Raw genomic sequence first — 23890 nt, forward strand, 5'->3', positions numbered from 1 at the left:
GGAAGCCTCGGGTGGCCGCAGAAATCCCTGTCGGCCGCTGGGGAGTTCAGATGCGCTCGACGATCGTGGCGATGCCCATGCCGCCGCCGACGCACAGCGTGGCGAGGCCGTAGCGCTTGTCCTGGCGCTCCAGTTCGTCGACGAGGGTGCCGAGGATGATCGCGCCGGTCGCGCCGAGCGGGTGGCCGAGCGCGATGGCGCCGCCGTTGACGTTGACCTTGTCCAGGGACAGGCCCATGTCCCGCACGAAGCGCAGGACGACCGCGGCGAAGGCCTCGTTGATCTCGACCAGGTCGATATCGTCGATGGTCAGCCCGGCCTTGGCGAGGGCCTTGCGGGTGGCCGGGGCGGGCCCGGTGAGCATGATGGTCGGCTCGGAGCCGGAGACGGCCGCGGAGACGATCCGCGCGCGCGGGGTGAGGCCGTAGCGCTCGCCGACCTCCTTGGAGCCGATGGCGACGAGGGAGGCGCCGTCGACGATGCCGGAGGAGTTGCCCGCGTGGTGGACGTGGTCGATCTTCTCCACCCAGTGGTACTTCTGCAGGGCCACGGCGTCGAAGCCGCCGAGTTCGCCGATGTCCGCGAAGGACGGCTTCAGTTTGGCGAGCGAATCAGCGGTGGTGCCGGGGCGCGGGAACTCGTCGTGGTCGAGGACGACGAGGCCGCTGCGGTCCAGGACCGGGACGACGGAACGCTCGAAGCGGCCCTCCTTGGCAGCCGTCGCCGCGCGCTCCTGCGAGAGGGCCGCGTACTCGTCCACATCACGACGCGAGAATCCCTCGATCGTGGCGATCAGGTCGGCGCCGATGCCCTGGGGCACGAAGTTGACGGCGAGGTTCGTCATCGGGTCGTTGAACCAGGCGCCGCCGTCCGAGGCCATCGGCACCCGGGACATCGACTCGACGCCACCGGCGAGGACGAGGTCCTCCCAGCCCGAACGCACCTTGGCGGCGGCCATGTTGACAGCCTCCAGACCCGAGGCACAGAAGCGGTTCTCCTGCACTCCGGCCACCGTGTCCGGGAGCCCGGCGGCCACGGCGGCGATCCGGGCGATGTCGGAGCCCTGGTCGCCGACCGGGCCGACGACACCGAGCACGATGTCGTCGATCGCGGCCGGGTCCAGGTCCGGGAAGCGGTCGCGGATCTCGTGGATCAGTCCGACGACCAGGTCGATGGGCTTCGTGCCGTGCAGGGATCCGTTCGCCTTGCCGCGCCCGCGCGGGGTGCGGATCGCGTCGTAGACATACGCTTCGGTGCTCACTGCCAAGCCTTTCACTGAGGGTTTTCGAGGACGCGTCGAGGTGTTCCCCGATCACCGTCCTCAACGACGTCGGCAAGCCGGGGGACGTCCCAGTCACGGGCCACGTCCGAGGTGTCGGCGCCCGGCAGGGCGGGCCCGCCGCGCACGGAGGTGGGCGTTCCGGAGAACCGGGGCGCGGGGGCGGGCTGGACGATCCCGCCGTGCTCGGTGAAGGTCCCGCGCGCGGCGAGATGCGGGTGCTTCGGGGCCTCACGGAGCGACAGCACGGGCGCCACGCACGCGTCCGTGCCCTCGAAGACGACGGTCCACTCGTCTCGCGTACGGCTGCGGAAGCGGGCCGCGACCGCCTCGCGCAGTTCGCCCCAACGCGCCCAGTCCCGGCGGGCGTCGGCGAAGTCGGCGAGGCCGAGGAGGCTCGTGAACTCGTCGTAGAACTGCGGTTCCAGGGCGCCGACCGCCATGTGCCCGCCGTCGGCGGTCGCGTAGGTGCCGTAGTACGGACAGCCGCCGTCGAGGAGGTTGGCGGCGCGCCGGTCCTGCCAGTGGCCGGCGGAGAGCATGCCGTGGATCATCGCGGAGAGGTGGGCGGTGCCGTCGACGATGGCGGCGTCGACGACCTGGCCGGTGCCCGTCACGCGCGCGTGGTGCAGCGCGGCGAGGACACCGACGACCAGGTAGAGCGAGCCGCCGGCGTAGTCGCCGAGCAGGTTGGCGGGGGCGGGCGGGGGCTCCCCCGGGCTGCCGATCATGCCGAGGGTGCCGGTCAGCGCGATGTAGGCGATGTCGTGCCCGGCGCGGTCGGCCAGGGGGCCGTCCTGGCCCCAGCCGGTCATTCGGCCGTAGACGAGTTTGGGGTTGCGGGCGTGGCAGGCCTCGGGGCCGACGCCGAGGCGTTCGGTGACGCCGGGGCGGTTGCCCTCGATGAGGATGTCGGCGCGTTCGACCAGGTCGAGGACGCGCGCGGGGCCGTCGGACGCCTTGAGGTCGACGAGGACCGAGCGCTTGTTGCGGTTGGTGATGTCGTGCTCGGGGGCGACGCCGAGTCCGGGGCCGCCGGGCCGGTCGACGCGGACGACGTCGGCGCCGAGGTCGGCGAGGAGCATGGCCGCGAAGGGGCCGGGGCCGATCCCGGCCAGCTCGACCACGCGCACGCCGGAGAGCGGGCCGTGCCCGGGCGTCGTTGCCGCTGTCATCCAGCCCCCAGCTGTGACACAACTGATGTAACACCGATGATGTTAGGAACGCGTTGCACTCGACACAAGGCCTCGGCGAGCAAGCGCTTAGTCAAAGTACCGCCGTCGGCCGCCCCTAGCCACGGCCGTCCGCGTCCAGTTCGGCCGTCAGGCGCTTCGGGGCGATCGCGCGGCAGCTCTCCTCCACCCAGTCGCAGAGCAGCCGGGACGCCCTGCGCGGCGAGGGGGTGGCTGCCGTCGTCGACGCCGAGGAGGACGAACACGTTCTCACTGACCTTCGCGACGCTCCCGCCCCAGGGGCGGTATCGATACCCGGCTCCGCCGCTCGGCCTCGACTACGCCCGGCAGCCCGAGGGCGAACTCTCGTACTTTCGCCCACTTCTTCAGGGCGTTCCTGGGCACGGCCACCTGATACCTCCGGGCTCGTCGTCGGGCTCCGCACTCTTCACGCTAGCCTCAGCCACCGACAGCGGCGCGGGCTGCGGGACCCAGGAGTGTCATGAGCAGGCTGAACAGGACGGACCGTCCCTACGACATCGTGCTCTTCGGAGCCACGGGCTTCGTCGGCGCGCTCACCGCGGAGTACCTCGCCGCCCACGCCCCCGCGGGACTGCGCTGGGCGATCGCCGGCCGCGACGAACTCAAACTGAAGCGGCTGCGCGAACGGCTGCCCGGCGGCACGGCGGTGGGCGTCCTGCGCGCCGACGTCGCAGACCCGGCCTCGCTGCGCGAACTCGCCGAGCACGCGCGCGTGGTGGCCACGACGGTCGGCCCCTACGTCAGCTACGGCGAGGACCTGGTCGCCGCCTGCGCGGACACGGGTGCCGACTATCTCGACCTCAGCGGCGAGCCGGAGTTCGTCGACCTGACGTACGTCCGCCACGACGCACGCGCGCGTGAGACCGGCGCCCGCCTGGTGCACGCGGCCGGCTTCGACTCGGTTCCGCACGACCTGGGCGCGTACTTCACCGTCCAGCAGCTGCCGGAGGGGGTGCCTCTGACGGTGGACGGCTTCGTGACCGCCGACGCGATGTTCTCCGGCGGTACGTTCGCCACGGCACTGACCCAACTCGGCCGCGGCAGGCAGGTGCTGGCCGCCGCGCGGGACCGGCGGCGCCACGAACCGCGACTGGTGGGACGCCGGGCCACCGCGCCCGCCGGGGCACCGCGGTTCGCCGGAGAGGTCGGCTCCTGGGCGGTGCCCCTGCCGACCATCGATCCGCAGATCGTCCAACGATCCGCGAAGGCCCTGGACCGCTACGGCCCCGACTTCCGCTACCGCCACTACGCGGCCGTACGGCACCTGCCCGTGGCGCTCGGCGGTGTCACGGCGGTCGGCGCCCTGGCCACGGCCGCTCAACTCCCGCCCGCCCGCCGCTGGTTGTCCGACCGACTCAAGCCCGGCGACGGACCAAGCCCGGAGAAGCGCGCCAAGAGCTGGTTCTCCGTGAAGTTCGTCGGCGAGGGCGGCGGCCGACGCGTCTTCACCGAGGTCGCGGGCGGCGACCCCGGCTACGACGAGACGGCCAAGATGTTCGCCGAAGCGGCCTTCTCCCTGTCCCTCGACGAACTCCCGCCCACCGCGGGCCAGGTGACAACGGCGACCGCAATGGGCAACGCCCTCATCGAGCGACTGCGCGCGGCGGGCATCGTGTTCCGGGTGGCGGCGATCCGGTGAGGATGCCGGCTCCCCGTGCCACGATGGACGCCATGGAGACGCCGAACACCGACTGGATCACCGTCGCGGCCTACGAGAACCTGCCCGGCCGCCCCTCTCCGTGGGCGGCCACGCGCGCTTGACTGCGTGAGCGCGGCATCGACTGGATGCCCTTCGCCGAGGACGAGTTGAGCTGGGGTCTGGCCTGCGGCATCGAGCCCGACGGCCACTGGCACGGCTGGTTCGACGTTCGGGTGCGCGCCGACGCGCTACGACACCTCGGACTGCATCCGGACCAACGCACGGCCAAGGCGGTCGGCCCGTCCCCGCCGGGCTGGTGGCACGCCGACGCGGAACGCCGAGCCCCGAAACGGCCCCGCTGATCGGGGAGTTCGAAGTGCCCCTCGGGATGGTCTATAGTTGATCACGAGCCGGTCGCCGGAACACCCGGAGCCTGGTTACGCGTTGGTGGTCCAAGGAAAGACGTCCCGCTTCCTGCGGGGAGATGCAGGTGCAAGGCCTGCCCGGCGCTCAAGTGCGAGCCCCACACCGGTTGTTGCGGTGTGGGGCTCGTTGGTTTCCCGCCCCGGTACGCCCGCCCGGCTCACGGCCACAGCGTGTAGATCATCCCGCCGATCCAGGCGAGGCCCGCTGCCACGGACAGGACGAGCGCGATCGTCACGGCACGCTCGATCGGCTGGCTCGGGTGGGCAACGGGCTTCGGGGAACGGTGAGTTGTCATGCGGCACAGCCTGCCGATCACCGGGGCGCGGCCACATCCGTACAAGTACTCAGAACAGGTACTCAGAAGCGACGAGCCCCACGTACTCAGGCGGTCGCCTCCCGCAGTGCCCGCCGGCACAGGGCGTCGGCCCTGCGGGTCGTCTCCGGGAGGCGGTACTCCGGGGTCAACGCGAGGGTGTGGGCGCAGGCGCTGTCGAGGGTCACCCGGTGGCCGACGGAGACGAAGACCGGCTTCACGCCCTCGCGGGTGCGCAGCGCGCGGCCGACCTCCTCGGCGTCCGCACGGAGCGGGGAGACGGAGCCGCGCGGGGCGCCCGGGTCGTCGTAGGTGAAGGTGAAGGGGTTCTTCGCGACGCCGATCGTGGGCAGGCCGGTGAGGACGCCGAGGTGGCTGGCGAGGCCGAAGCGGCGCGGGTGGGCCAGGCCGTAGCCGTCGCACACGACCAGGCCCGGCGGGCACGACAGTGCCTCCAACGCGGCCAGCACCGTGGGGATTTCACGGAAGGCGAGCAGGCCCGGCACGTACGGGAACCAGACCGTGCCGACGGCGGTGGCCTCGGCGACGACGGTGAGGTCCGCCGCGTCCAGCACGACCGCCGCTGCCGCCACCACGTCCCGCTCGTCGTCGTAGGCGACGTCGACTCCCGTGACGTGGCCGGTCCTTGGCGGCGGTCCCGCCTCGTCGGTCACCACCCGCTCGCGCAACTCGTCCTGGACTGCGCGGGCCTGCTCCTCGGTCGCGGGCCAGCCCGCGGGAATGCGTACGGTCGTCATGGTGGTGCCGAGCGTACGGGGATCTCCGGCGGCGGGACGTGCCGGCCGGGAACCGTCAGTCCTCCAGCCGCGCCACGCGCCCCTTCTCCCCCGCCGCCCAGCAGCCCAGGTCGGCAGCGCAGTCCACGGTGTCGTACGAGCCGGTGTCGACCGTCTTCCAGGTGCGGCCGGAGTCGGTCGTGACGTCCGTGCCGGTAGGGCCGACCGCGAGGGCGGTGGAGCGGCTGTGGGGCAGCCAGGTAGCGCCGGAGCGGTAGGCGGGCGGCGGGGTCGTGGCGGGAGCCCAGGTGCGGCCGCCGTCGCCGGTGACGGCCGCCGCGAGCGGTGACGGCTGGTCGGCGTTGTAGTCGCCGCCCACCGCGAGTCCGTGCGTACGGTCGCGGAAGGCGAGCGCGAAGACCCCGCGCGCGGGGTCGCCGCCCGGGATCGGTGTGTCGGTCGCCGTCCAGGTGAGGCCGCGGTCGGCGGAGTGCAGGACACGCGCGCGTGCACCCCCGCCGGTGGCCAGCCACACGTCCCGGGGACCGGAGCTCACCAGGCACTGGCCGCTGGCCGCGAAGCCCGCCTCGCCGTCGAGCGCGGCCGGCATCCCGGTGTTGGGCAGCACCTTCCAGGAACGGCCGCCGTCACCGGTCGACAGGATGCGGAACTTCCCGTCCACCGGGTCGCTCATCGCGAGGCCGAGGCGGCTGTCGAAGAAGGTCATGCAGTCGTAGAAGGCGTTCGCGTCGGTGTTGCGGAAGGACTCCGTCCAGGTCGTCCCGCCGTCGTCGGTGCGGTAGACGCGGGACGCCTCGCCCTCGCCGATCGCCAGCACCACCGCGCGGCGCGCGTCGAACGCCTCGATGTCCCGGAACTGGAGGTCGGCCGCGCCGGGCGGCGAGACGTTCCGCCAGTTCGCCCCGCCGTCGGTGGTGCGCAGCACGGTGCCCGCGGTACCGGCCACCCACGCGGTGTTCCGGCTGACCGCCGACAGTCCCCGGAAGCGCACACCGGCGGCCCCGCTGTCCTTGAGCTCCCAGTGCGGCGCCCGGTGCGCCGTCTCCCGTGCCTGCGCCGGTACGGCGGTCAGCGCGGCCAGCGCCGCCGCGCACATCACCCCGGCCGCAGCTCTGCGGTACGTACGTCCCACCCGTCGCGTGTTCCCCATGCGCCTCATGGCGGGCGAAGCTAGCCCACTCCCAGGAGGCCGTCCAGATGGCCCACGCCCACCTTGGGCGCATATGGGCGACGGTGACAGAGGTCACTGGAAATTCATGTGCACGGATTGGCTCGTTCCGGCGTCTCTTCCAGTGCGGACCCATCCACTCGGCGGTCCGCTCCGGAGTGTTTTCAGGAGTCCGTCCGGTCGTCACCGCAGTCCGCGCCACCGTCACCCGAGGGAGCAAGGCCTTGTCCATCGCAATCGAGCAGCCCGTAGAGGCCCGTCTCGTCGCCGCCGCACCGCGGATGCCGAGCATTCCAGCCACCCTGCACTACGACCGCCGCGACCCCTTCGCCGTCCGGATGACCTTCCCGGCGCCGGCCACCCTGGAGGGCGTCGAGGTCTGCTGGACCTTCGCCCGGGAACTCCTGGCGGCCGGTCTGCACGGCGCGGAGGGCCACGGCGACGTCCGGGTGCGGCCCTACGGCTTCGACCGCACCGTCCTGGAGTTCCACGCCCCCGAGGGCACCGCCGTCGTGCATGTCCGCTCGACCGAGATCCGCCGCTTCCTGCGGGCCACCGGCGAGCTGGTCCCGGTCGGTCTCGAACACCTCCAGCTCGACCTGGACCACGACCTCGCCGAGCTGATGCGGGACGCCTGCTGAGCCGACACCCCTACCCCAGCAGCGAGTTGAGCTCTCCGTAGTCCAGGCCTCCCGCCACCTCGTCGTAGGTACCCGTGTCCAGCAGCTCCCGCGCGGCACGGCGGACCACGGCGTACGCGGCCAGCGCGACGCTGGAGCCGGCGCTCACGCGGGCGACGCCCAGCGCGGCCAGTTCGGCGACCGGCGGTGCGCCGGGGCCGACCAGCACATTGAGCGGACCGACGATCCCGTCGGCGAGTTCCTTGACCGTTCCCGGTTCGACGACCCCGGGGACGAAGATCCCGTCCGCGCCCGCGGCCCGGAAGGCGTCGGCCCGTTCCAGGGTCGCGTCCATTCCCCCGGCGCCCCGCAGAAACGTGTCGATGCGCGCGTTGACGAACAGCGGCACCCTCGCCGCGTCGGCGGCCTCCCGGGCGGCGGCGATGCGCTCGGCCTGCTCCGCGACCGGGCGCAGGACGCCCTCACCGCCGTAGAGCGCGTCCTCGATGTTCACCCCCACGGCACCCGCCGCGAGCACCGCGCGGACCGTGTCGGCGACGCCCGCCGGGTCCTTCGCGAAGCCGGTCTCGATGTCGGCGCTCACCGGCACGGTCACGGCCGAGGTGATGCGGGCGACCGCTGCCATGGACCGGTCCAGGTCCAGCCGGTCGCCGTCCTGGACGCCCAGGGCCCAGGCGAGACCCGCGCTGGTGGTCGCCACGGCCGGCGCGCCCGCGTCCTCGACGATACGGGCGCTCGCGGCGTCCCAGGCGTTCGGCAGGACGAGCGGACGCCCCGGCACATGCAGCGCGCGGAAGGCCAGCGCCCGGTCACGGAGAGTGTTCTGGTTCGTCATACGGCCCACTCAAGCAGTCGCGGGCACCCGTCGGCTGGCAGGAATCCGACTTCGATGTGTCGGTCCGGGGCGCCGATTCAATTGCGTTGACAGGTACTGGCGGCCCTCCGTAGCGTTTCTCCCGGTCCTGTTGCCGTCGATTGGAGAAGGACGTTGCTCGTCTGAGGTTCTGAGACACCGCGTCACACACCCCTGGGGTGTGTCCGTCGTGTTCGACCTCGGCGTCCGAGCCGTCCTCCGGAACAGGGCCTTCTCCGTGCCCTCCGGGACCAGCCTCCCGCCCCGCGGTGTCTCGCAACGCGTCTGCCCCGACCCCATCGAGCACCCACGAGGCCCGCATGAGTTCTTCCGTCACCTGTACGTCCCTCTCCTTCGCCTGGTCCGACGGCACCCCCGTCCTCGAAGACCTCGACGTCGCCTTCGGACCCGGCAGGACCGGTCTCGTCGGCGTCAACGGATCAGGGAAATCAACCCTGTTGAAGCTGATCGCGGGCGAACTCGCCCCGGCCGACGGCACGGTGCGGGTCGCCGGCGAGGTCGGACACCTCCCGCAGAACGTCACCCTCGACACCGCCCTGCGCGTCGACGAGACCCTCGGCATCGCCGCGCGCCGGGCCGCCCTGCACGCCATCGAGGCCGGTGACGCCGCCGAGGAGCACTTCGAGACGCTCGGCGACGACTGGGACGTGGAGGAACGGGCCCTCGCCACACTCGGCGAACTCGGCCTGGGACACATCGACTTGGACCGCACCATCGGCGAGGTGTCCGGTGGCGAGTCTGTACTGCTGCGGCTGGCCGCGCTGCTGCTCGGCAGGCCCGACGTCCTGCTCCTCGACGAACCGACCAACAACCTCGACCTGTACGCCCGCAAGCGGCTGTACACGGCCGTCGCGTCCTGGCCGGGAGTGATGATCGTGGTCAGCCACGACCGCGAACTCCTCGACCTCGTCGACCAGATCGCCGATCTGCGCTCCGGCGGGATCACCTGGTACGGCGGGAACTTCTCCGCCTACGAGGAGGCCCTCGCCACCGAACAGGAGGCGGCCGAACGGATGGTGCGCGTCGCCGAGGCCGACTTCCGCAAACAGAAACGCGAACTGGTCGACGCCCAGGTCAAGTTGGCCCACCGCAAGCGGTACGGGCAGAAGATGTACGACCAGAAGCGCGAGCCGAAGATCGTCATGCAGGCGCGCAGGCGGTCGGCGCAGGAGTCCGCGGGCAAGCACCGCATCATGCACGAGGAGCGGCTCACCGAGGCGAGGGAACGGCTCGACGAGGCGGTGGAGGCCGTACGGGACGACGACGAGATCCGCGTCGACCTGCCGTACACGGCCGTACCGCCGGGCCGTACGGTCCTGACCCTCATGGACCTCGAACTCGCCCACGGCGCGCGGGTGTCCGGCGGGCTCGATCTGCGCGGCCCGGAGCGGATCGCGCTGATCGGGCGCAACGGCGCGGGCAAGACGACGCTGCTGCGGACGATCGCCGGGGAGCTGGAGCCGGTGTCGGGCGAGGCGAGCGCGCATGTCCCGCTGCGGTTCCTGCCGCAGCGGCTCGACGTCCTCGACGACGAACTGACCGTGGCGCAGAACGTGGCCCGGTTCGCGCCGGCCGCCACCAACAACCGGGTGCGGGCGCGGCTCGCCCGCTTCCTGTTCCGGGGCGCCCGCGCCGACCAGAAGGCGGCGACGCTGTCCGGCGGCGAACGCTTCCGGGCCGCGCTGGCCGCGCTGATGCTGGCGGAGCCCGCCCCGCAGCTGCTGATGCTGGACGAGCCGACGAACAACCTCGACATGGCCAGCGTCCGGCAGCTCACCACGGCGCTGGAGTCCTACGAGGGCGCGCTGATCGTGGCCAGTCACGATCTGCCGTTCCTGGAGTCCATCGGCGTCACCCGCTGGCTGCTGCTGGACGGGGAGCTGAAGACGATCACTCCGGAGGAGGTGGAACACCCGGTGTAGGACGGGGCGGCGCATCTCAGGAGGGCCACAGCCTCACGGCAGGGGTTTTGTCGGCACGGACGGGTGACGCATGATGGCCAACCGGCGCCGCGATGCCGGCACCGGAAACGATCCCGCCGATACGGAGTCCCGCTCGTGCCCAGCCACAAGGCCCTCGTCCGCCGCCCCAGCCCGCGCCTGGCCGAAGGGCTGGTCACGCACATCGAGCGGGAGAAGGTCGACGTCGAGCAAGCCGTCGAGCAGTGGGAGGCGTACGTCCAGGCGCTGCGCACGCACGGCTGGGAGACGATCGAGGTGGAGCCCGCCGACGACTTCCCCGACTCCGTGTTCGTCGAGGACGCGGTCGTCATGTACAAGAACGTGGCGCTGATCACCCGGCCCGGCGCCGAGTCCCGGCGCGAGGAGACCGGCGGGGTCGAGGAGGCGGTGGCCCGGCTCGGCTGCTCGGTGAACTGGGTCTGGGAACCGGGCACCCTGGAGGGCGGCGACGTCCTCAAGGTCGACGACACGATCTACGTCGGCCGGGGCGGGCGGACGAACGCGGCCGGTGTGCAGCAGCTGCGGGCCGTGTTCGAGCCGCTCGGGGCGCGTGTGGTCGCCGTCCCCGTGAGCAAGGTGCTGCACCTGAAGTCGGCGGTCACCGCGCTGCCCGACGGGACCGTGCTCGGGCACATCCCGAAGGTGGACCGGCCCGCGCTGTTCCCGCGCTTCCTGTCGGTGCCCGAGGAGGCCGGCGCGCATGTGGTGCAGCTCGGCGGCGACAAGCTGCTGATGGCGGCGAGCGCGCCCAAGACGGCCGACCTGCTCGCCGACCTCGGCCTGGAGCCGGTCGTCGTGGACATCAGCGAGTTCGAGAAACTCGAAGGCTGTGTGACGTGCCTCTCGGTCCGGCTCCGGGACCTGTACGCCTGACCGGGTGAACGGACCACCCGTTCGGCGCCGGGACCTGCGGTCCTGACGTGGTTCGGGATTCCCCGGTGACAGTGCCTGAACAGCGATCTTTACAGCACCCTTAACCTACGGTCTCGTAACCTACGGTTTCGTAGCCTACGATTCCGTAAGTTGCACAGACCCCGGCACCGCTCGCCGGTTTGTTCAGATTTGCACCACGTCCCCCTGGAGTCCCCGTGACGATCACTTCCCCGCACCTCGGCAGCCCCGCAGTCTGGACCGACGCCAAGCTGCTGTACGCGTTGGAGGAAGTCGTCGAGACGGAGCTCAACCGGCACCTCAAGGTCACCAAGGACTGGATGCCGCACGAGTACGTGCCCTGGAGCGACGGTCGCAACTTCCCCGGCTTCTTCGAGGACGGCGAGGCCTGGGACAAGGAGCAGTCCAAGGTCACCGAGATCGGCCGCATCGCCCTCGTGGTGAACCTCCTCACCGAGGACAACCTCCCCAGCTACCACCACGAGATCGCCTCCCTGTTCGGCCGCGACGGCGCCTGGGGCACCTGGGTGCACCGCTGGACAGCGGAGGAGGGCCGGCACGGCATCGTCATGCGGGACTACCTGCTCGCCTCCCGCGCGGTCGACCCGGACAAGCTCGAAGCGTTCCGTATGCAGCACATGAGCGAGGGCTTCGAGTCGGACAACCGGCACTCGATGCTGCACTCCGTGGCGTACGTCGCCTTCCAGGAGCTGGCCACGCGCGTCTCGCACCGCAACACCGGCCACCAGTCGGGCGACCCGGTCTGCGACCGCATGCTGGCCCGCATCGCGACCGACGAGAACCTCCACATGGTCTTCTACCGCAACCTCCTGAAGGCCGCGTTCGAGCTCGCCCCCGACCTCACCATGCAGGCCGTGCGCGACGTCCTCGTCAACTTCCGGATGCCCGGTCACGGCATGCCCGGCTTCGAGCGGTTCGCCGCCCAGATGGCCATCGGCGAGGTCTACAACCTGCGCATCCACCACGACGACGTCATCCAGCCCGTGCTGCGCTTCCTGAAGGTCATGGACATCGACGGTCTCGGCCCCGAGGGACAGCGCGCCCAGGAGGAGATCGGCCTCTACATGGGCGGCCTCGACTCCGAGGCGTCCAAGTTCGACGAGAAGCTGGCGACCCGCAAGGCCCGCATGGCGGCCCGCGCGAGCGCCTGACCGACCCGCGACCGCCCGGCGAGCGAATCGCCGGTGCGGGACCCGGCCCGGCTGCGGCATCATGCCGCCATGCGTGACAACAGCACGTCAGGGGCGGCGGTCGGCTTTCTGCTGGGCCTGATCGACAGCGGGGACGCCGAGCGGATACGGCGGCGGATCGGCCTGCCTGCGGAAGAGCGGCTTCCCGAGGCCCACGACACCACTTCGTTCTGGTCCTGGACGAGGACGGCGGTCCCGTCCTCCGTGCTGCTGTGGGTCCTGGAGGAGGACGATCCGGAGCTCAACGAGTGGGTCTGGCGGCACGTCTCCGCGGACAACGCGATGCTGCGCGCCATCGCACGGGGCGTGCCGTTCGGCCCCACCGCCAAGGGGCCGCTGACCATCGGCCGGAGCGTACGCCGGGAGGACGAACCACCGGTGCCCGAGGACTTCACCCGCTTCGGCCTGGTCGGCGCCCTGCGCGAGGGCACCTCCATGCAGGCCGCGCGGACGGCCGCGTCGATGGTCCTGGAGCGCTCCGACTGGCAGGCGGTCACCGAGGCGGACCGGGACCGTCCACTGCCCGGCTACGCGCGCTGGGCACTGGCGATACGCCCGGACTGCCCGCCCGCGCTGCGCGCGCAGTTCGGCACGCACCGCAAGTTCACCCACCGGGTCGAGCAGGCCGGAGTACTGGACGGCCCCGCCGACTACGCCACCGCATGGGGCCCCGCGTCACACGTGCTGAACATGCTCTCCACAGGTCAACTGCTGTTCCCCACGCGCCTGGGCGAGGCCGAGGACGCGCTACGGCCGCTGGTGCGCGACCACCTGGCCGACCGCGAGGACGCCTGGGCGGTGCTGGCGCAGCTGATCGACACGTTCCAGGGAAACGCGGCGGAACTGGTGGTGACGGCGGGCGCGATCGCCTGAGCCGGACCGTGAGGGGGGCGGGGTGGCTGGATTCGAACCAGCGTGCCCCGGTTCTGGAGACCGGTGCGCCTGCCTCTGCGCTACGACCCCGCCCTTGGGGCCAGAGCGTAATGCCTTGGCCCGATGTCAGTGCGGCCTGGTACCAATGAACCATCGGGGGAACTGCGGCGCGGGGGGCGTGGGATGGCGTACGGGGAGCGGGGTCGGCGTACCCCTGTGATCGATCTGTCCGACCGCAGGGCCCTGGAGCGGTACCGGCCGGCGGACCCGGCGGTGGTCGCCGAGGCGCGGCGGCTGAAGGAGGCCGCGCTGCTGGACTTCGGGCTGACCGAGTCGGCGGTGGCGTCCTGGCTGTACGCGAAGTGCCATCACCAGATCCCGACCACGGCGGTGGACACGGCGGCCGTGGTCGCCTCCGGCGACGGCTCCTGTCTGCTGCTCTTCAACCCGGACTTCTTCGTCCGACTCGGCCTGGACGGCGTGAAGTTCGTGCTCTTCCACGAGGCCCGGCACCTGGTGCAGCGGCACCTGTTCGCCGACCCCGAGCTGCGCGAGGACCCGGTGTTCGAACTGGCCGCCGAGGTCTCCATCAACCATGTCGCCCTGGTCCGGCTCGGCCGCCCGGGACTCCCCCTGCTGGACGGCCGCCCGACGGGCATCGACCCACGGCGGATCCACGCCCTCTACCAGGAGGATCTCACCGCGCACGGCCTGGAGCCCGTCCCCTACGAGGAGTTCGTCGCGACCGACATGAAGGTCTACGGCGAGCTGAAGCGCATGGCGCATCCCCCGGTCCCGGACCGTCACTTGTGCGAGCACCTGCTGGACGCGTGGGTACCGGCCGACCAGGAGACGGTGGACGCGGTGACCTCGTCGGCGCTGCTGAACTCTCTGCTGGCTGCCCGGCGCGGACACACGGGCGCGGAGCGGGAGTTGCTCGACCTGATGGGTCGTACGGAGGACGGCTCCGCGCGGGCCGCCCGGATCTGGGGGAAGCTGGGCGCGGGCGTCCTGCGCGGCGAGACGGCACGCACGCGTACCGTCCACTGGTGGCAGCGCTGGCTCGTCGACGTCCTCGGCTCGAAACTGCGCGACGGCGAGCGGCTGGTGTACCCGAAGAAGCGCGGCGCCCTGCTCGCGGCCCTCGGCCAGGACCCGATGCTCTCCCGGCGCGGCCCGGTCCGCGACAAGGTCCTGGTCATCGCCTACGACACCTCGGGCTCGATGCCCCAGCATGTGATCACCTGGCTCACCGACCTCGTCGGCCGCATTGACGGAGTCGAGGCCCACTGGCTGTCCTTCGACGCCGTGGTCATGCCGTTCAAGCCCGGCGAGCGGGTCTACGGAGGTGGCGGCACGAGCTTCCAGGTCGTCGCGGACTACGTGGAGGGGCGCACGGAGGTGAAGGGCCGCCGGTTCGACGTCGCCCCGGACGCGGTCGTGGTGCTCACCGACGGCTACGCGCCTCCGATCGCGCCCGCCGAGCCGGACAAGTGGATCTGGCTGATCACCGAGGGCGGCAGCGAGTGGCCCGAGACGCACACCCCTGCGATGGACTGCCATCGCGTCACGACAGGATCGCGGTAGATGAGCACGGAGACAGGGCAGTTGACGACCCCGGCGACCGGGCTCGGCGGGCGCGAGGTGTCCCGCCTGGAGTCCTTCATCGACGCGATGATCGACCTGGGGCAGACCGGGCAGATCTTCGGCGAGCACGGCATCGGCAAGACGGCGACGTTCTTCTCCCACATCGGCCGTGCCCACCCGGGGACCGCGCTGGTGTACGTCCCGGCGGCCAATCTGACGCCGGACGACCTGCTGATCAACGCGCCGGTCCGGGACCCGCGCACGGGTGAACTGGTGCTGCGGCAGCTGGTGATGAGCCAGCTGAAGCCGGGCACGCCGTTCGTGCTGCTCATCGACGACTCGCTCCAGGCCGGCGACACGATCCAGTCGCAGCTGATGCAGATCGCCTGCAACTGGACGCTGGGCGAGCACGATCTGCGCGCTCTGGGCTGCGTCGGTGTCTTCCTCACCGACAACGAGTCGCTGTCCGAGACCTCGGCCCGGCGCGGCGACCTCGCTCTGCTCGACCGCATGGTCACGATGCGGATCACGGCGAACGACACGTCCTGGCGCCGGCATCTCGCCGCCAAGTACCGCCCCTGGGACCTGAATCCGGTGTTCGCCGTGTGGGCGTCGCTCTCCCCCGCGCTGCGCGAGCTGCTGTCCCCGCGCACGCTGGACCATGTCCTGGCCAACGCGAAGGAGGGCTTCCCGCTGCGCTGGGGTCTGCCCCTGATCGACGGCGAGCGGCTGCGGCTGACCGAGCCGGGCCCCGACGGCAAGCCCGGGCAGAACCGTACGGCGGAGATCCTCGACCGCCTCGCCCAGGCCCTCGGCGTGCCCAACCCGGCCACCATCCCCGACCCGGTACGGCAGGTCGTGCGGGCCGCGCTGCGCAACCGCTGGACGGTGCTGCTTCAGGGGCCGCCCGGCTGCGGCAAGACGGAGCTGGTCCGGGAGACGGTCCGCGCGGGCCTGGGCCGGGAGCCGTTGTACTTCTCGCTGCCGGTGACGAACGTCGAGGACCTGTGCGCCCCGATCCCGTCGCCGGACGGCACCCTGGACAACCTGCTGGCCGCGAACTTCACCGGGCCGGACCCCAAGGCGATCGTGTGGGACGAGTACAACCGCCCCAAGGACAAGGCCGCGTTCGCCAAGCTCATGGAGATCACCCAGGAGTGGTCCCTCGCGGGCCGGCGCATCGAGAACCTGCGGGCGCAGATCGCCGTCCAGAACCCGCCGTACCACCTCGGCCGCAAGCTGCTGGTCTCGCGGAACAACATCGCCCAGGCGACCCGGTTCACGGCCTCGCTGACGGTGGAACCCGAGGACATCCCGGCCAACGAGTGGCTGCTCGCGCGGTACGGCGCGGACGCCGAGACGGTCCTGGAGTGGTGGAAGCACGACATCGACGACGAAGGCCGCGCCTGGATCACCAAGCGCACCCTGGAGCGGCTCGTCAAGCTGCACCGCAAGGGGCTGCCGCTGGAGATGGCGACGGTCTACCTCGGCGACGGCGAGTACGCGCCCGTGCCGCTCACCGCCCTGATCGACCGCTTCAAGGGCCGCCCGGTGACGGGCCTGCGCGAACTGGCCCGCGACGCGGACCACTGGGAGGCCCGGCTGCGCCGCGCCGCCGACCACACCGGCGAGGGCGGCGACGACAGCGACGTGGTCCACCAGATCCTCGCCAACGCGGAGCTGTCCCAGCTGAAGAAGCACCGCGCGGTGGTGGCCCGCATGGTCGCCCTGCTCCCGGCGAAGCTCCGGGCGACCTATCTGGTGGGCGCGTCGGCACAGCAACAGCGGTTCTGGACCGACATATTCACCGGGATGGCGCGTCGCTGACCCCGTGGTCGCCCTCCCCGGGGCGCGCCGTGCGGTGCACGCTGCGTACGGCGGCCACGTCGGGGGCGAGCGCCGGTGCCGGGAGGTGGGCGGTGAGGGTCTCCAGGCGGCGTTTGATGCTGGCGGCGACGCCCTGGCCGAGGACGAAGCGGGTGGGGGTGAGCGCGCGGGGTGCCGTGTCGAGGAGGCGGTGGGCCTCGCGGCTGCGCATCCCGGTGTGGGACAGGACGAGATGGGTGAGGCGGTGCTCGGCGGCCACGAGGGTGCGGGCGATGGTCTCGGCGGCGGACAGATCGACCTGGTTGTCGGCCGCGCCCAGCGCACCCGCCGCCCTGACCCGGCCGAGGTCCAGCAGGGCGACCCCGGCCCCGGTGGCCGCCGTCACCAATCGAGCCGCGGCTTCCGGCCCGATTCCGTTGCTGGCGACGGACAGCCGTGTCAGCCGCCCGTACGGCGCCCGTTCCAGGGCGTCGGCCAGGTGGAGGGCGCCAGTGTCACCCAACTGGGCGGCGGACACGTAGAGTTCGTCGATCGCGCCCGCCGCGACGACGGCGGCGAGGGGCACAGCGCCCGCCGCGCCGAGCGGGTTGCCGCCGACGAAGAGCCGCTCGATACGGCGCCCGTTGCCGACGGCGGCCAGCAGCGCGTCCGCGAGGACGGTCGCACCCGCCGGGTCGAGCCCGGTCTGCACGAGGTCCAGTGTGCGCAACGACCGCGCGGACTCGATGAGTTCGGCCGCCGCCCGCCCACCGCCGCTGCCCAGCGGATTGCGCTTGAGCCATACCCCGGTCACGACCTGCGGCGAGGCGCGCAGCTGGTCGGCGATCCGGCAGGCACCGCCGGCCGTGATGCCGTTGCAGCCGAGGTAGAGCGTCTCGACCTCACCGCTCCCGGCGGCCACGGCCTCGGCACCCTCGTCACCGAGCGCGTCCGTACCGAGCAGCAAGTGCCGTACGGGAGACGGGCCTTGGGCCAGTGCCTCGGCGACGCGTGCGGCGCCCTCCGCGCCCAGTCCCTGTTTGCACAGGTCGAGCCGCCCGTCCGGGAGCGCCGTCCCCACGGCGAAGTCCAGCCGCTCCCCGGCCGGCCGCCCGGCCCGCAACCAGTCGAGCAGCGGCCCGAGTTCGGCGACCGGACGCGGCGGGACGTACACCACCCCGGCGAAGCCGACCGCGTCCGTGTCCTCCGTGTCACCGTTCACCACGCCGCCTCCCGATAGTCCTTGAGGAACACCCCGGACACCGGGTCCCCCGACTCGCCGCGCACGATGGGGTCGTAGACGCGGGCCGCGCCGTCCACGATGTCCAGCGGGGTGCGGAAGCCGGCCCCGGCGATGCGGCTCTTCTTGGGGGCGGGGTTCTCGTCGGTGATCCAGCCCGTGTCGACGGCGCACATGTGGACGCCCTGCTCGGCGAGTTCGGCGGCGCTGGTGCGGGTGAGCATGTTGAGCGCGGCCTTGGCCATGTTGGTGTGCGGGTGTCCGGCCGTCTTGTTGCGGACGGCGAACCGGCCCTCCACGGCGGTCACGTTGACGACGTACCGGCGTGGATGCGGTGACGCGAGCAGCAGCGGGAGCAGCCGGTCGCAGAGCAGGGCGGGGGCGAGCGCGTTGACGAGCTGGGTCTCCAGGACCTCGGCCGGGTCGAGGGCGCCGAGCCGGGCCGACCAGGAGTTCTCCGGGGACGGGTCGGGCAGCAGTCCGGCCTCGTCGGCCTCGCGCAGGACGACGGGCAGCGCCGAGGCTCCGCCCGCGAGCATCCGCATGGGTGTGAACCCCGGTGCCCGCATGGCCCCTTCGGGCAGCGCGTCGCGCTCTCCGGCGGCGAGCAGGGCGTACGACTGAGGGGGCCTCCGTACGGTCTGGGCGGCGTTGTTGACGAGGATGTCCAGCGGTTCGCCCGTCTGCCGCAACTCCTCGCACAGGCCGAGGACCTGGCGCGGGTCGCGGAGGTCCACGGCGAGCACGGTCAGCCGGTCGAGCCACTTCTCGCTGCCGGGCTCCGCACGGAAGCGGCGCACGGTGTCGTGCGGGAACCGCGAGGTGACCTGTACCTCCGCGCCGTCCCGCAGCATCATCAGGGCCAGCTGGAAGCCGATCTTGACCCGCCCGCCGGTGAGCAGCGCCCGGCGTCCGCTCAGATCCGTACTCAGCGCGCGGCGGGCGGTGTTGTCGGCGGCACACTCGGGACACAGCCGGTGGTAGAAGGAATCCACCTGTCGATAGGGCGACTTGCAGACATAGCAACCGCGCGGCTTGCGGTAGACACCCTCGGTGTCCACCCGGGCGGGCTCGCCCGTCGGAGCCAGCGGAGCGTCCTCGCGCCGGTCCACCGCCCCCGTCGCCGTCGCGGCCATCGCCGCCGCGTCGGCCGCGGACACGTCGGCGCCACGCGCCTTGCGGCGCCGCAGCCGTCCGTCCCGTGCGAAGGACGCGGCGACCTGTTCCGCGCGCAGGCGCACCGGATCGTCGACGGGCAACTCCCGCAGCCTGCCCACCGCGCGGTGGAAGGCCGCCAGTTCCGCCTCGGTGATCCCGCCCTCGTCAGTCATCTTCCCGCCCCGGCCGTGCCCAGAAGTGGGGCCCCGGCCGGATTCGAACCGGCGTATCCACCTTGACAGGGTGGCGAGTCTGCCTCTGCTCTACAGGGCCCCCGAACGCAGCCCGGGGATCGGATTCGAACCGATGTGGTCGTCTTGCCAAGACGCGCGCCTGCCTCTGCGCTACGCCCGGGTGCGCCCCCGGATCCTAGTCGCACTCCCCGGCGCGAACCGCATCGACAAACGCGCTGGTCCCGGTCAGCGCGAGGTGCGCCTCAGCTCCAGCCGCTCCTTCTCCGAGAGGCCGCCCCACACGCCGAAGCGTTCGTCGTTGTCGAGGGCGTACTCCAGGCAGACGGAGCGGATGGGGCACATGCCGCAGATGCGTTTGGCCTCCCGGACGGAGCTGCCGGGCTCGGGGAAGAAGAAGTCCGCCCCGGTCTGCGCGCACAACGCCTCCTGCTGCCAGTCCAGGTCGGGCGCGGTGATCGTGTCGGTGTGCATGTCCAGGAGCGTGCCGTGCGGTGAAAAACGTTCGATCAACGCGGGATCAACGCCGCGCTCCGGGGCCTCCGGCCACCCCGATGGTGGCGCCGCGCCCGAACCGGCGCACGGCGGCGCGCGGAACCGGGGGAAAACACGGAGAACTTCCGCGGTCACCGAGGGTGAACAAAACGGTCGAGCCGACTCACCACGCCACACCGGCGGCGATTGTCAGTGGGCGGTGCAAGACTCGGCAGTGCAGAGAACGGGCCCCCTCAAGTACGGGACCCTTCAATGAGGAGGGCAAAGATGCTCACCACCCGTTTCGTCAACGGCGCTCCCAACTGGCTGGACGTCGGCTCGCCCGACATCGACGGCGCCATCTCCTTCTACGGCGGTCTCTTCGGCTGGCAGTTCCAGTCCGCGGGACCCGAGGCCGGCGGCTACGGCTTCTTCCAACTGGACGGCAAAACGGTCGCCGGCGGCATGCCACTGCCCCCGGAGCACGACTCGTCCGCGTGGACCGTCTACTTCCAGAGCCCGGACGCGGAGGCCACGGCCAAGGCGGTGGAGCAGGCGCACGGCGCGGTCCTGTTCCAGCCGATGGACGTGATGGGCGAGGGGCACATGGGGGTCCTCAGGGACCCGGCGGGCGCCGCGTTCGGCATCTGGCAGCCGGGCCGGACCAAGGGGGTCGACGTGGCGGGCGACCCCGGTTCGCTGACCTGGGTGGAGCTGTACACGCCGGACGTCGCCGCGGCTGCCGCGTTCTACTACTCCACGCTGGGCCTGGAGACCTCGGCCGCCCCCATGCCGGGCGGCGACTACACCTGCCTCAACCCGGCGGGTGCCGGTGAGGAGGCGATGTTCGGCGGTGTCGTCCCGCTCGACTTCGACGCGACCGGGGCGGCCTCGGGGGCGTACTGGCTGGCCTACTTCGAGGTCGCCGACGTGGACGCCACGGTGGCCAAGGCGGTGGAGACCGGCGGCAAGGTCGCCGTGCCCGCCGCCACCATGGAGGGCGTCGGCCGCATGGCCCAGCTCACCGACCCGCACGGCGCCCGCTTCGCCGTGATCACGAGCGCACCGCCGCAGAGCTGACGGAGCGATCCCGGGGCAGGCCTATGCGGAGGCGCGGTGGACCAGTGTGGTCGGCAGGATCACGCTGGACGGCGCGCCTCCGATGCCGTCGCTGACCCCGCGGCGGTCGAGGCCGCGCAGCAGCAGGCGGGTCATCAGCCGGCCCATCTCCTCTATGTCCTGACGGACCGTCGTGAGCGGCGGCTCGGTCTGCTCGGCGACCGGCAGCATGTCGTCGAAGCCGATCACGGCCACGTCCTCCGGCACCCGCAGCCCCTCCTCGCGCAGCACCTTCATGGCGCCGTAGGCGGTGAGGTCGTTGGCGGCGAACACCGCGTCCACGTCGGGGCAGCGGTCGAGGAGTTCCCGCATCGCGCGCTCACCGCCGCCCGGGGTGAAGTCGCTCTCCACGATCAGCCGGGGATCGACGTCGACCATGACGTCCCGGAACCCGTCGAGCCGGTCCACCGCGGACGTCTGGTCGAGCGCGCCGGTGATGTGCGCGATCCGGGTGCGGCCGAGTCCGACGAGATGGCGTACGGCCTCGCGGGCACCGCCCCGGTTGTCGCAGTCGACGTAGACGGTGGGTCCGGTCGCGCGGGTTCCCTCGCTCCAGGAGGGCCGGCCGCCGAACACCGTGGGGACACCGGCCCGTTGGATCAGTCCGGGCAGCGGGTCGTCGAGGTGGAGGGAGAAGACGAGCGCGCCGTCCACATGCCCGCCGGCGAGATACCGGCCGACGCGGGCATGGTCGGCGCGGCCCTCCGTGAGGAGCAGCACGAGTTGGGAGTCGTGGGCGGTCAATTCCTTGCTGATGCCGCGGAGTTGCATGGCGAAGAAGGGGTCGGCGAAGACCCGGGTCTCCGGTTCGGCGATCACCACGGCGATGGCGTCGTGCCGCCTGGTCACCAGGGAGCGGGCGGCCTGGTTGGGGACGTAGCCGAGTTCGTCCACGGCCTGCCGGACCCGTTCGACGAGCGATTCCCGCACCCCGTCCCCGCCGTTGACCACCCGGGACACGGTGGCCCGCGACACCCCCGCCCGCGCGGCCACGGCCTCCAGCGTGGGGCGCGGTGCTGTCTCGGTCACTTCTGGACCCCTCCTCGATGCTGCGGATCAGGATAGCCGCGGGTTCACCCGACCGTGAGAGCGCTCCCAACTCGACGGGAGCCCTTGGGTCACCCCAGCAGATCCACCCGCCGCCCGACCCCTTCCTCCTCCGCCCTCCGGTACGCCAGCCAGGCCAGCGCCAGGTCCTGCCAGGGCAGACCGACGGGGGCGTACACGGAGCGGGCGGCGGCGTCGGTGCGGCCCGGGTGGTCGCCGCGCAGGACGTCGCCGAGTGTCGTGTCGATGGCGGACAGCGCCAACATGCCCGTGCCCGGGACCAGTTGGCGGTCGTCCACGACGACGAGCGCCGCGTCGAGCAGGTCCGGGGCGAGTTCCCGTCTGCCCGCTTCGCCGGCGCCGAGGCTGGTGAGGTGCTGGCCCGCGCGGGTGTCCGCGAGGGACAGCGGCGGGGTGCGGGACCAGGTCGCGAGGAGCACGATGTCGGCGGCCGAGGCGATCTCCGCCGCCGAGCCCAGGACCTTGCCGCCGTGCCGCACGGCGAAGTCGGTCGCGCGGTCGAAGTCCGTGTCGTGGACGAGGAGTTGACCGTACGGCCGCAGGACGTCCAGCCCCCGCAGCATCAACTCGGCCTGCGGCCCGGCGCCGATCACCCCCACCACCGCGCCCTCCTCCGGGTGCGCGAGAACGTGGGTGCCGAGTGCCGCCGCCAGTCCGGTCCGCCACGCGGTCACCGTCGCCGCGTCGAGGAGGGCGAGCAACTCCCCGTTCGTGCCGCCGCGCAGGCACATCACGCTCCTCGACCCGGCCCCCGCGCACTTCACCACATGGAGGGAAGCGGTGGCGGTACCGGGGAACAACGGCGGTTCCGTGCGCGCCCGTTGAACCGGAACCGCCGTGGCCGCCCCCGTGGTGAGGAAGCCGTGCCGCAGCGCGGCGAGGCAAGCCGCGGGTTCGAAGAGGGCGTCGAGGTCCCCTCGCGTCAGCAGGCGGGGCATCCGTCAGGATCCCTCGGGGTCCTTCTTCGCGCGGCTCGGCTGCACCCGCTTGGGCTCCCCCGGCATCTTCGGGTACTCCGGCGGGTACGGCAGATCGCCGAGCCCGTGGTCGTGTTCGTCGCGGCGGGCCAGTTCGAGGAGGGCGTCGAGGGAGTAGCGGTGGTCGTCCATGTCGGCGTGCACGTCGCCGAGTTCGGCGAAACGGGCCGGCATGGTCGCAAGGTCGAAGTCGCGGGGGTGCGCGGTGCCGACCTCGTCCCAGCTCAGCGGGGCGGAGACGGGGGCGTGCGGGCGGGGACGTACTGAGTAGGCGGAGGCGATGGTGCGGTCGCGGGCGGTCTGGTTGTAGTCGACGAAGATGCGCTCACCACGCTCCTCCTTCCACCACTTGATCGTCACCTGCTCGGGCATCCGGCGTTCCAGCTCGCGGCCGACGGCGATGGCGGCGCGGCGGACCTGCGTGAAGGTCCACTTGGGTTCGATGGGGACGAAGACGTGCAGGCCGCGTCCGCCGGAGGTCTTGGGGAAGCCCTTGAGGCCGCCGAACTCGTCGAGTACGGCACGGAGTTCGTGGGCGGCGCGGACGGCGTCGTCGTAGTCGGTGCCGGGCTGCGGGTCGAGGTCGATGCGGAGTTCGTCGGGGCTGTCGACGTCGTCGCGGCGCACGGGCCAGGGGTGGAAGGTGAGCGTGCCGTACTGGGCGGCCCACAGCACGGCGGCCTCCTCGGTGGGGCACATCTCGTCGGCGCTGCGTCCGCTGGGGAAGGTGATGTGGGCGCGCGGGATCCAGTCGGGCATGTTCTTGGGCGCCCGTTTCTGGAAGAAGTTCTCGCCCTCGACCCCGTCCGGGTAGCGCTCCAGGGTGGTGGGGCGGTCGCGCAGGGCACGCAGGATTCCGGGGCCGACCGCGATGTAGTAGCGGGCGAGGTCCAGCTTGGTGAAGCCGCGCTCCGGGAAGAAGATCTTGTCGGGGCTGGACAGCCGTACGGTGCGGCCGCCCGCTTCCAGTTCCACCGCTTCGCCCATGCGAGCCACGGTAGGCCCGCCGTCCGAACCTCGCA

The 23890-nt window shown here is 71.9% G+C and carries 22 protein-coding genes, 3 tRNA genes and 1 pseudogene; 10 read left to right on the plus strand and 16 right to left on the minus strand.

Annotated features, from left to right (window positions below; genetic code table 11):
• Positions 1–46 precede the first annotated feature (46 nt).
• From ACQHII_RS07325 to ACQHII_RS07335, 3 genes and pseudogenes are all read right to left on the minus strand, one after another.
• Positions 47–1261 (minus strand): acetyl-CoA C-acetyltransferase, encoded by a 1215-nt coding sequence (locus ACQHII_RS07325; protein WP_427918475.1) that lies wholly within the window; start codon positions 1259–1261, stop codon positions 47–49.
• 11 nt (positions 1262–1272) lie between these two features.
• Positions 1273–2454 (minus strand): CaiB/BaiF CoA transferase family protein, encoded by a 1182-nt coding sequence (locus tag ACQHII_RS07330; protein WP_427918476.1) that lies wholly within the window; start codon positions 2452–2454, stop codon positions 1273–1275.
• A gap of 115 nt (positions 2455–2569) precedes the next feature.
• Positions 2570–2862 (minus strand): annotated as a pseudogene (locus tag ACQHII_RS07335) (hypothetical protein).
• Between the two features lie 91 nt (positions 2863–2953).
• Here ACQHII_RS07335 and ACQHII_RS07340 point away from each other — a divergent pair.
• The gene (locus ACQHII_RS07340; protein ID WP_427918477.1) at positions 2954–4132 is read left to right on the plus strand and encodes a saccharopine dehydrogenase family protein; all 1179 of its coding nucleotides are present in this window, start codon (positions 2954–2956) and stop codon (positions 4130–4132) included.
• 146 nt (positions 4133–4278) lie between these two features.
• Positions 4279–4494, plus strand: a complete 216-nt coding sequence (locus ACQHII_RS07345) for a hypothetical protein (RefSeq protein WP_427918478.1) — start codon at positions 4279–4281, stop codon at positions 4492–4494.
• A gap of 221 nt (positions 4495–4715) precedes the next feature.
• On the opposite strand, the gene mmpA is transcribed toward ACQHII_RS07345, so the two are convergent.
• The 3 genes from mmpA to ACQHII_RS07360 all read right to left on the minus strand — a co-directional run bounded on the left by mmpA (position 4716) and on the right by ACQHII_RS07360 (position 6779).
• Positions 4716–4853: a morphogenic membrane protein MmpA gene (gene mmpA / locus ACQHII_RS07350; protein ID WP_200709604.1), complete on the minus strand. Its 138-nt coding sequence runs from the start codon at positions 4851–4853 to the stop codon at positions 4716–4718.
• Positions 4854–4939: 86 nt separating this feature from the next.
• The gene (locus ACQHII_RS07355; RefSeq protein ID WP_427918479.1) at positions 4940–5629 is read right to left on the minus strand and encodes an endonuclease V; all 690 of its coding nucleotides are present in this window, start codon (positions 5627–5629) and stop codon (positions 4940–4942) included.
• 55 nt (positions 5630–5684) lie between these two features.
• Positions 5685–6779 carry a WD40/YVTN/BNR-like repeat-containing protein gene (locus tag ACQHII_RS07360; RefSeq protein ID WP_427918480.1) on the minus strand — a complete coding sequence of 365 codons (1095 nt, stop codon included), beginning with the start codon at positions 6777–6779 and terminating at the stop codon, positions 5685–5687.
• Positions 6780–7021: 242 nt separating this feature from the next.
• On the opposite strand from ACQHII_RS07360, the gene ACQHII_RS07365 reads away from it, so the two are divergent.
• On the plus strand, positions 7022–7438 hold the full coding sequence (locus ACQHII_RS07365) for an SsgA family sporulation/cell division regulator (RefSeq protein ID WP_427918481.1): 417 nt from the start codon (positions 7022–7024) through the stop codon (positions 7436–7438).
• A gap of 10 nt (positions 7439–7448) precedes the next feature.
• Here ACQHII_RS07365 and ACQHII_RS07370 read toward each other — a convergent pair whose 3' ends face one another.
• On the minus strand, positions 7449–8273 hold the full coding sequence (locus ACQHII_RS07370) for an isocitrate lyase/PEP mutase family protein (RefSeq protein WP_427918482.1): 825 nt from the start codon (positions 8271–8273) through the stop codon (positions 7449–7451).
• Between the two features lie 338 nt (positions 8274–8611).
• Here ACQHII_RS07370 and ACQHII_RS07375 point away from each other — a divergent pair, with 338 nt between their 5' ends.
• The 4 genes from ACQHII_RS07375 (at position 8612) to ACQHII_RS07390 (ending at position 13248) form a co-directional block, all read left to right on the plus strand.
• The gene (locus tag ACQHII_RS07375; protein ID WP_427918483.1) at positions 8612–10234 is read left to right on the plus strand and encodes an ABC-F family ATP-binding cassette domain-containing protein; all 1623 of its coding nucleotides are present in this window, start codon (positions 8612–8614) and stop codon (positions 10232–10234) included.
• A 135-nt stretch (positions 10235–10369) separates the two neighbouring features.
• Entirely contained in the window at positions 10370–11146 is a 777-nt protein-coding gene (gene ddaH, locus ACQHII_RS07380) for a dimethylargininase (RefSeq protein ID WP_427918484.1), read from the plus strand.
• Positions 11147–11361: 215 nt separating this feature from the next.
• Positions 11362–12336, plus strand: coding sequence for an acyl-ACP desaturase (locus ACQHII_RS07385; RefSeq protein WP_427918485.1), 975 nt, complete (start codon positions 11362–11364; stop codon positions 12334–12336).
• 69 nt (positions 12337–12405) lie between these two features.
• Positions 12406–13248, plus strand: a complete 843-nt coding sequence (locus tag ACQHII_RS07390) for a hypothetical protein (protein WP_427918486.1) — start codon at positions 12406–12408, stop codon at positions 13246–13248.
• A 16-nt stretch (positions 13249–13264) separates the two neighbouring features.
• Here the strand turns inward: ACQHII_RS07390 and ACQHII_RS07395 are convergent.
• Positions 13265–13340, minus strand: a tRNA-Trp gene (locus ACQHII_RS07395).
• Positions 13341–13431: 91 nt separating this feature from the next.
• Between ACQHII_RS07395 and ACQHII_RS07400 the strand changes: the two genes are divergently transcribed.
• Both ACQHII_RS07400 and ACQHII_RS07405 read left to right on the plus strand, forming a co-directional pair.
• Positions 13432–14835 carry a DUF2201 family putative metallopeptidase gene (locus tag ACQHII_RS07400; RefSeq protein WP_427918487.1) on the plus strand — a complete coding sequence of 468 codons (1404 nt, stop codon included), beginning with the start codon at positions 13432–13434 and terminating at the stop codon, positions 14833–14835.
• Complete coding sequence (locus tag ACQHII_RS07405) at positions 14836–16662, plus strand: AAA family ATPase (RefSeq protein WP_427918488.1); 1827 nt, start codon at positions 14836–14838, stop codon at positions 16660–16662. It abuts the gene before it with no gap.
• Here ACQHII_RS07405 and ACQHII_RS07410 read toward each other — a convergent pair.
• The 5 genes from ACQHII_RS07410 to ACQHII_RS07430 all read right to left on the minus strand — a co-directional run bounded on the left by ACQHII_RS07410 (position 16640) and on the right by ACQHII_RS07430 (position 19704).
• The gene (locus ACQHII_RS07410) at positions 16640–17863 is read right to left on the minus strand and encodes a ribonuclease inhibitor (protein WP_427918489.1); all 1224 of its coding nucleotides are present in this window, start codon (positions 17861–17863) and stop codon (positions 16640–16642) included. The two genes, ACQHII_RS07405 and ACQHII_RS07410, sit on opposite strands and share 23 nt — an antisense overlap.
• Positions 17860–19212: an SDR family NAD(P)-dependent oxidoreductase gene (locus ACQHII_RS07415; RefSeq protein ID WP_427918490.1), complete on the minus strand. Its 1353-nt coding sequence runs from the start codon at positions 19210–19212 to the stop codon at positions 17860–17862. Before ACQHII_RS07415 ends, ACQHII_RS07410 begins: the two co-directional genes overlap by 4 nt.
• Before the next feature lie 28 nt (positions 19213–19240).
• Positions 19241–19312: transfer RNA gene (locus ACQHII_RS07420), tRNA-Asp, on the minus strand.
• 10 nt (positions 19313–19322) lie between these two features.
• Positions 19323–19394 (minus strand) — tRNA-Ala (locus ACQHII_RS07425).
• A 64-nt stretch (positions 19395–19458) separates the two neighbouring features.
• The gene (locus tag ACQHII_RS07430) at positions 19459–19704 is read right to left on the minus strand and encodes a WhiB family transcriptional regulator (RefSeq protein ID WP_427918491.1); all 246 of its coding nucleotides are present in this window, start codon (positions 19702–19704) and stop codon (positions 19459–19461) included.
• Between the two features lie 288 nt (positions 19705–19992).
• Here ACQHII_RS07430 and ACQHII_RS07435 point away from each other — a divergent pair, with 288 nt between their 5' ends.
• A complete protein-coding gene (locus ACQHII_RS07435; protein ID WP_427918492.1) occupies positions 19993–20784 on the plus strand; it encodes a VOC family protein in 792 nt (263 codons plus the stop codon).
• 21 nt (positions 20785–20805) lie between these two features.
• On the opposite strand, the gene ACQHII_RS07440 is transcribed toward ACQHII_RS07435, so the two are convergent.
• From ACQHII_RS07440 to ligD, 3 genes are all read right to left on the minus strand, one after another.
• Positions 20806–21852: a LacI family DNA-binding transcriptional regulator gene (locus ACQHII_RS07440; protein ID WP_427918493.1), complete on the minus strand. Its 1047-nt coding sequence runs from the start codon at positions 21850–21852 to the stop codon at positions 20806–20808.
• A gap of 89 nt (positions 21853–21941) precedes the next feature.
• Positions 21942–22829, minus strand: coding sequence for an ornithine cyclodeaminase family protein (locus tag ACQHII_RS07445; protein WP_427918494.1), 888 nt, complete (start codon positions 22827–22829; stop codon positions 21942–21944).
• Between the two features lie 3 nt (positions 22830–22832).
• On the minus strand, positions 22833–23855 hold the full coding sequence (ligD, locus tag ACQHII_RS07450; protein ID WP_427918495.1) for a non-homologous end-joining DNA ligase: 1023 nt from the start codon (positions 23853–23855) through the stop codon (positions 22833–22835).
• Positions 23856–23890 lie beyond the last annotated feature (35 nt).

This window comes from Streptomyces sp. cg40, assembly GCF_050320165.1.
GTDB lineage: Bacteria > Actinomycetota > Actinomycetes > Streptomycetales > Streptomycetaceae > Streptomyces > Streptomyces hokutonensis.

What these genes read in the sequence shown, in the direction of transcription:
- ACQHII_RS07360 (WP_427918480.1), bottom strand. Translation starts at nt 6,779, where the DNA reads ATGGGGAACACGCGACGGGTGGGACGTACGTACCGCAGAGCTGCGGCC.
- ACQHII_RS07340 (WP_427918477.1), top strand. Translation starts at nt 2,954, where the DNA reads ATGAGCAGGCTGAACAGGACGGACCGTCCCTACGACATCGTGCTCTTC.
- ACQHII_RS07400 (WP_427918487.1), top strand. Translation starts at nt 13,432, where the DNA reads ATGGCGTACGGGGAGCGGGGTCGGCGTACCCCTGTGATCGATCTGTCC.
- ACQHII_RS07355 (WP_427918479.1), bottom strand. Translation starts at nt 5,629, where the DNA reads ATGACGACCGTACGCATTCCCGCGGGCTGGCCCGCGACCGAGGAGCAG.
- ACQHII_RS07370 (WP_427918482.1), bottom strand. Translation starts at nt 8,273, where the DNA reads ATGACGAACCAGAACACTCTCCGTGACCGGGCGCTGGCCTTCCGCGCG.
- mmpA (WP_200709604.1), bottom strand. Translation starts at nt 4,853, where the DNA reads ATGACAACTCACCGTTCCCCGAAGCCCGTTGCCCACCCGAGCCAGCCG.
- ACQHII_RS07405 (WP_427918488.1), top strand. Translation starts at nt 14,836, where the DNA reads ATGAGCACGGAGACAGGGCAGTTGACGACCCCGGCGACCGGGCTCGGC.
- ACQHII_RS07430 (WP_427918491.1), bottom strand. Translation starts at nt 19,704, where the DNA reads ATGCACACCGACACGATCACCGCGCCCGACCTGGACTGGCAGCAGGAG.
- ACQHII_RS07445 (WP_427918494.1), bottom strand. Translation starts at nt 22,829, where the DNA reads ATGCCCCGCCTGCTGACGCGAGGGGACCTCGACGCCCTCTTCGAACCC.
- ACQHII_RS07435 (WP_427918492.1), top strand. Translation starts at nt 19,993, where the DNA reads ATGCTCACCACCCGTTTCGTCAACGGCGCTCCCAACTGGCTGGACGTC.
- ACQHII_RS07415 (WP_427918490.1), bottom strand. Translation starts at nt 19,212, where the DNA reads ATGACTGACGAGGGCGGGATCACCGAGGCGGAACTGGCGGCCTTCCAC.
- ligD (WP_427918495.1), bottom strand. Translation starts at nt 23,855, where the DNA reads ATGGGCGAAGCGGTGGAACTGGAAGCGGGCGGCCGCACCGTACGGCTG.
- ACQHII_RS07345 (WP_427918478.1), top strand. Translation starts at nt 4,279, where the DNA reads ATGCCCTTCGCCGAGGACGAGTTGAGCTGGGGTCTGGCCTGCGGCATC.
- ACQHII_RS07375 (WP_427918483.1), top strand. Translation starts at nt 8,612, where the DNA reads ATGAGTTCTTCCGTCACCTGTACGTCCCTCTCCTTCGCCTGGTCCGAC.
- ACQHII_RS07390 (WP_427918486.1), top strand. Translation starts at nt 12,406, where the DNA reads ATGCGTGACAACAGCACGTCAGGGGCGGCGGTCGGCTTTCTGCTGGGC.
- ACQHII_RS07330 (WP_427918476.1), bottom strand. Translation starts at nt 2,454, where the DNA reads ATGACAGCGGCAACGACGCCCGGGCACGGCCCGCTCTCCGGCGTGCGC.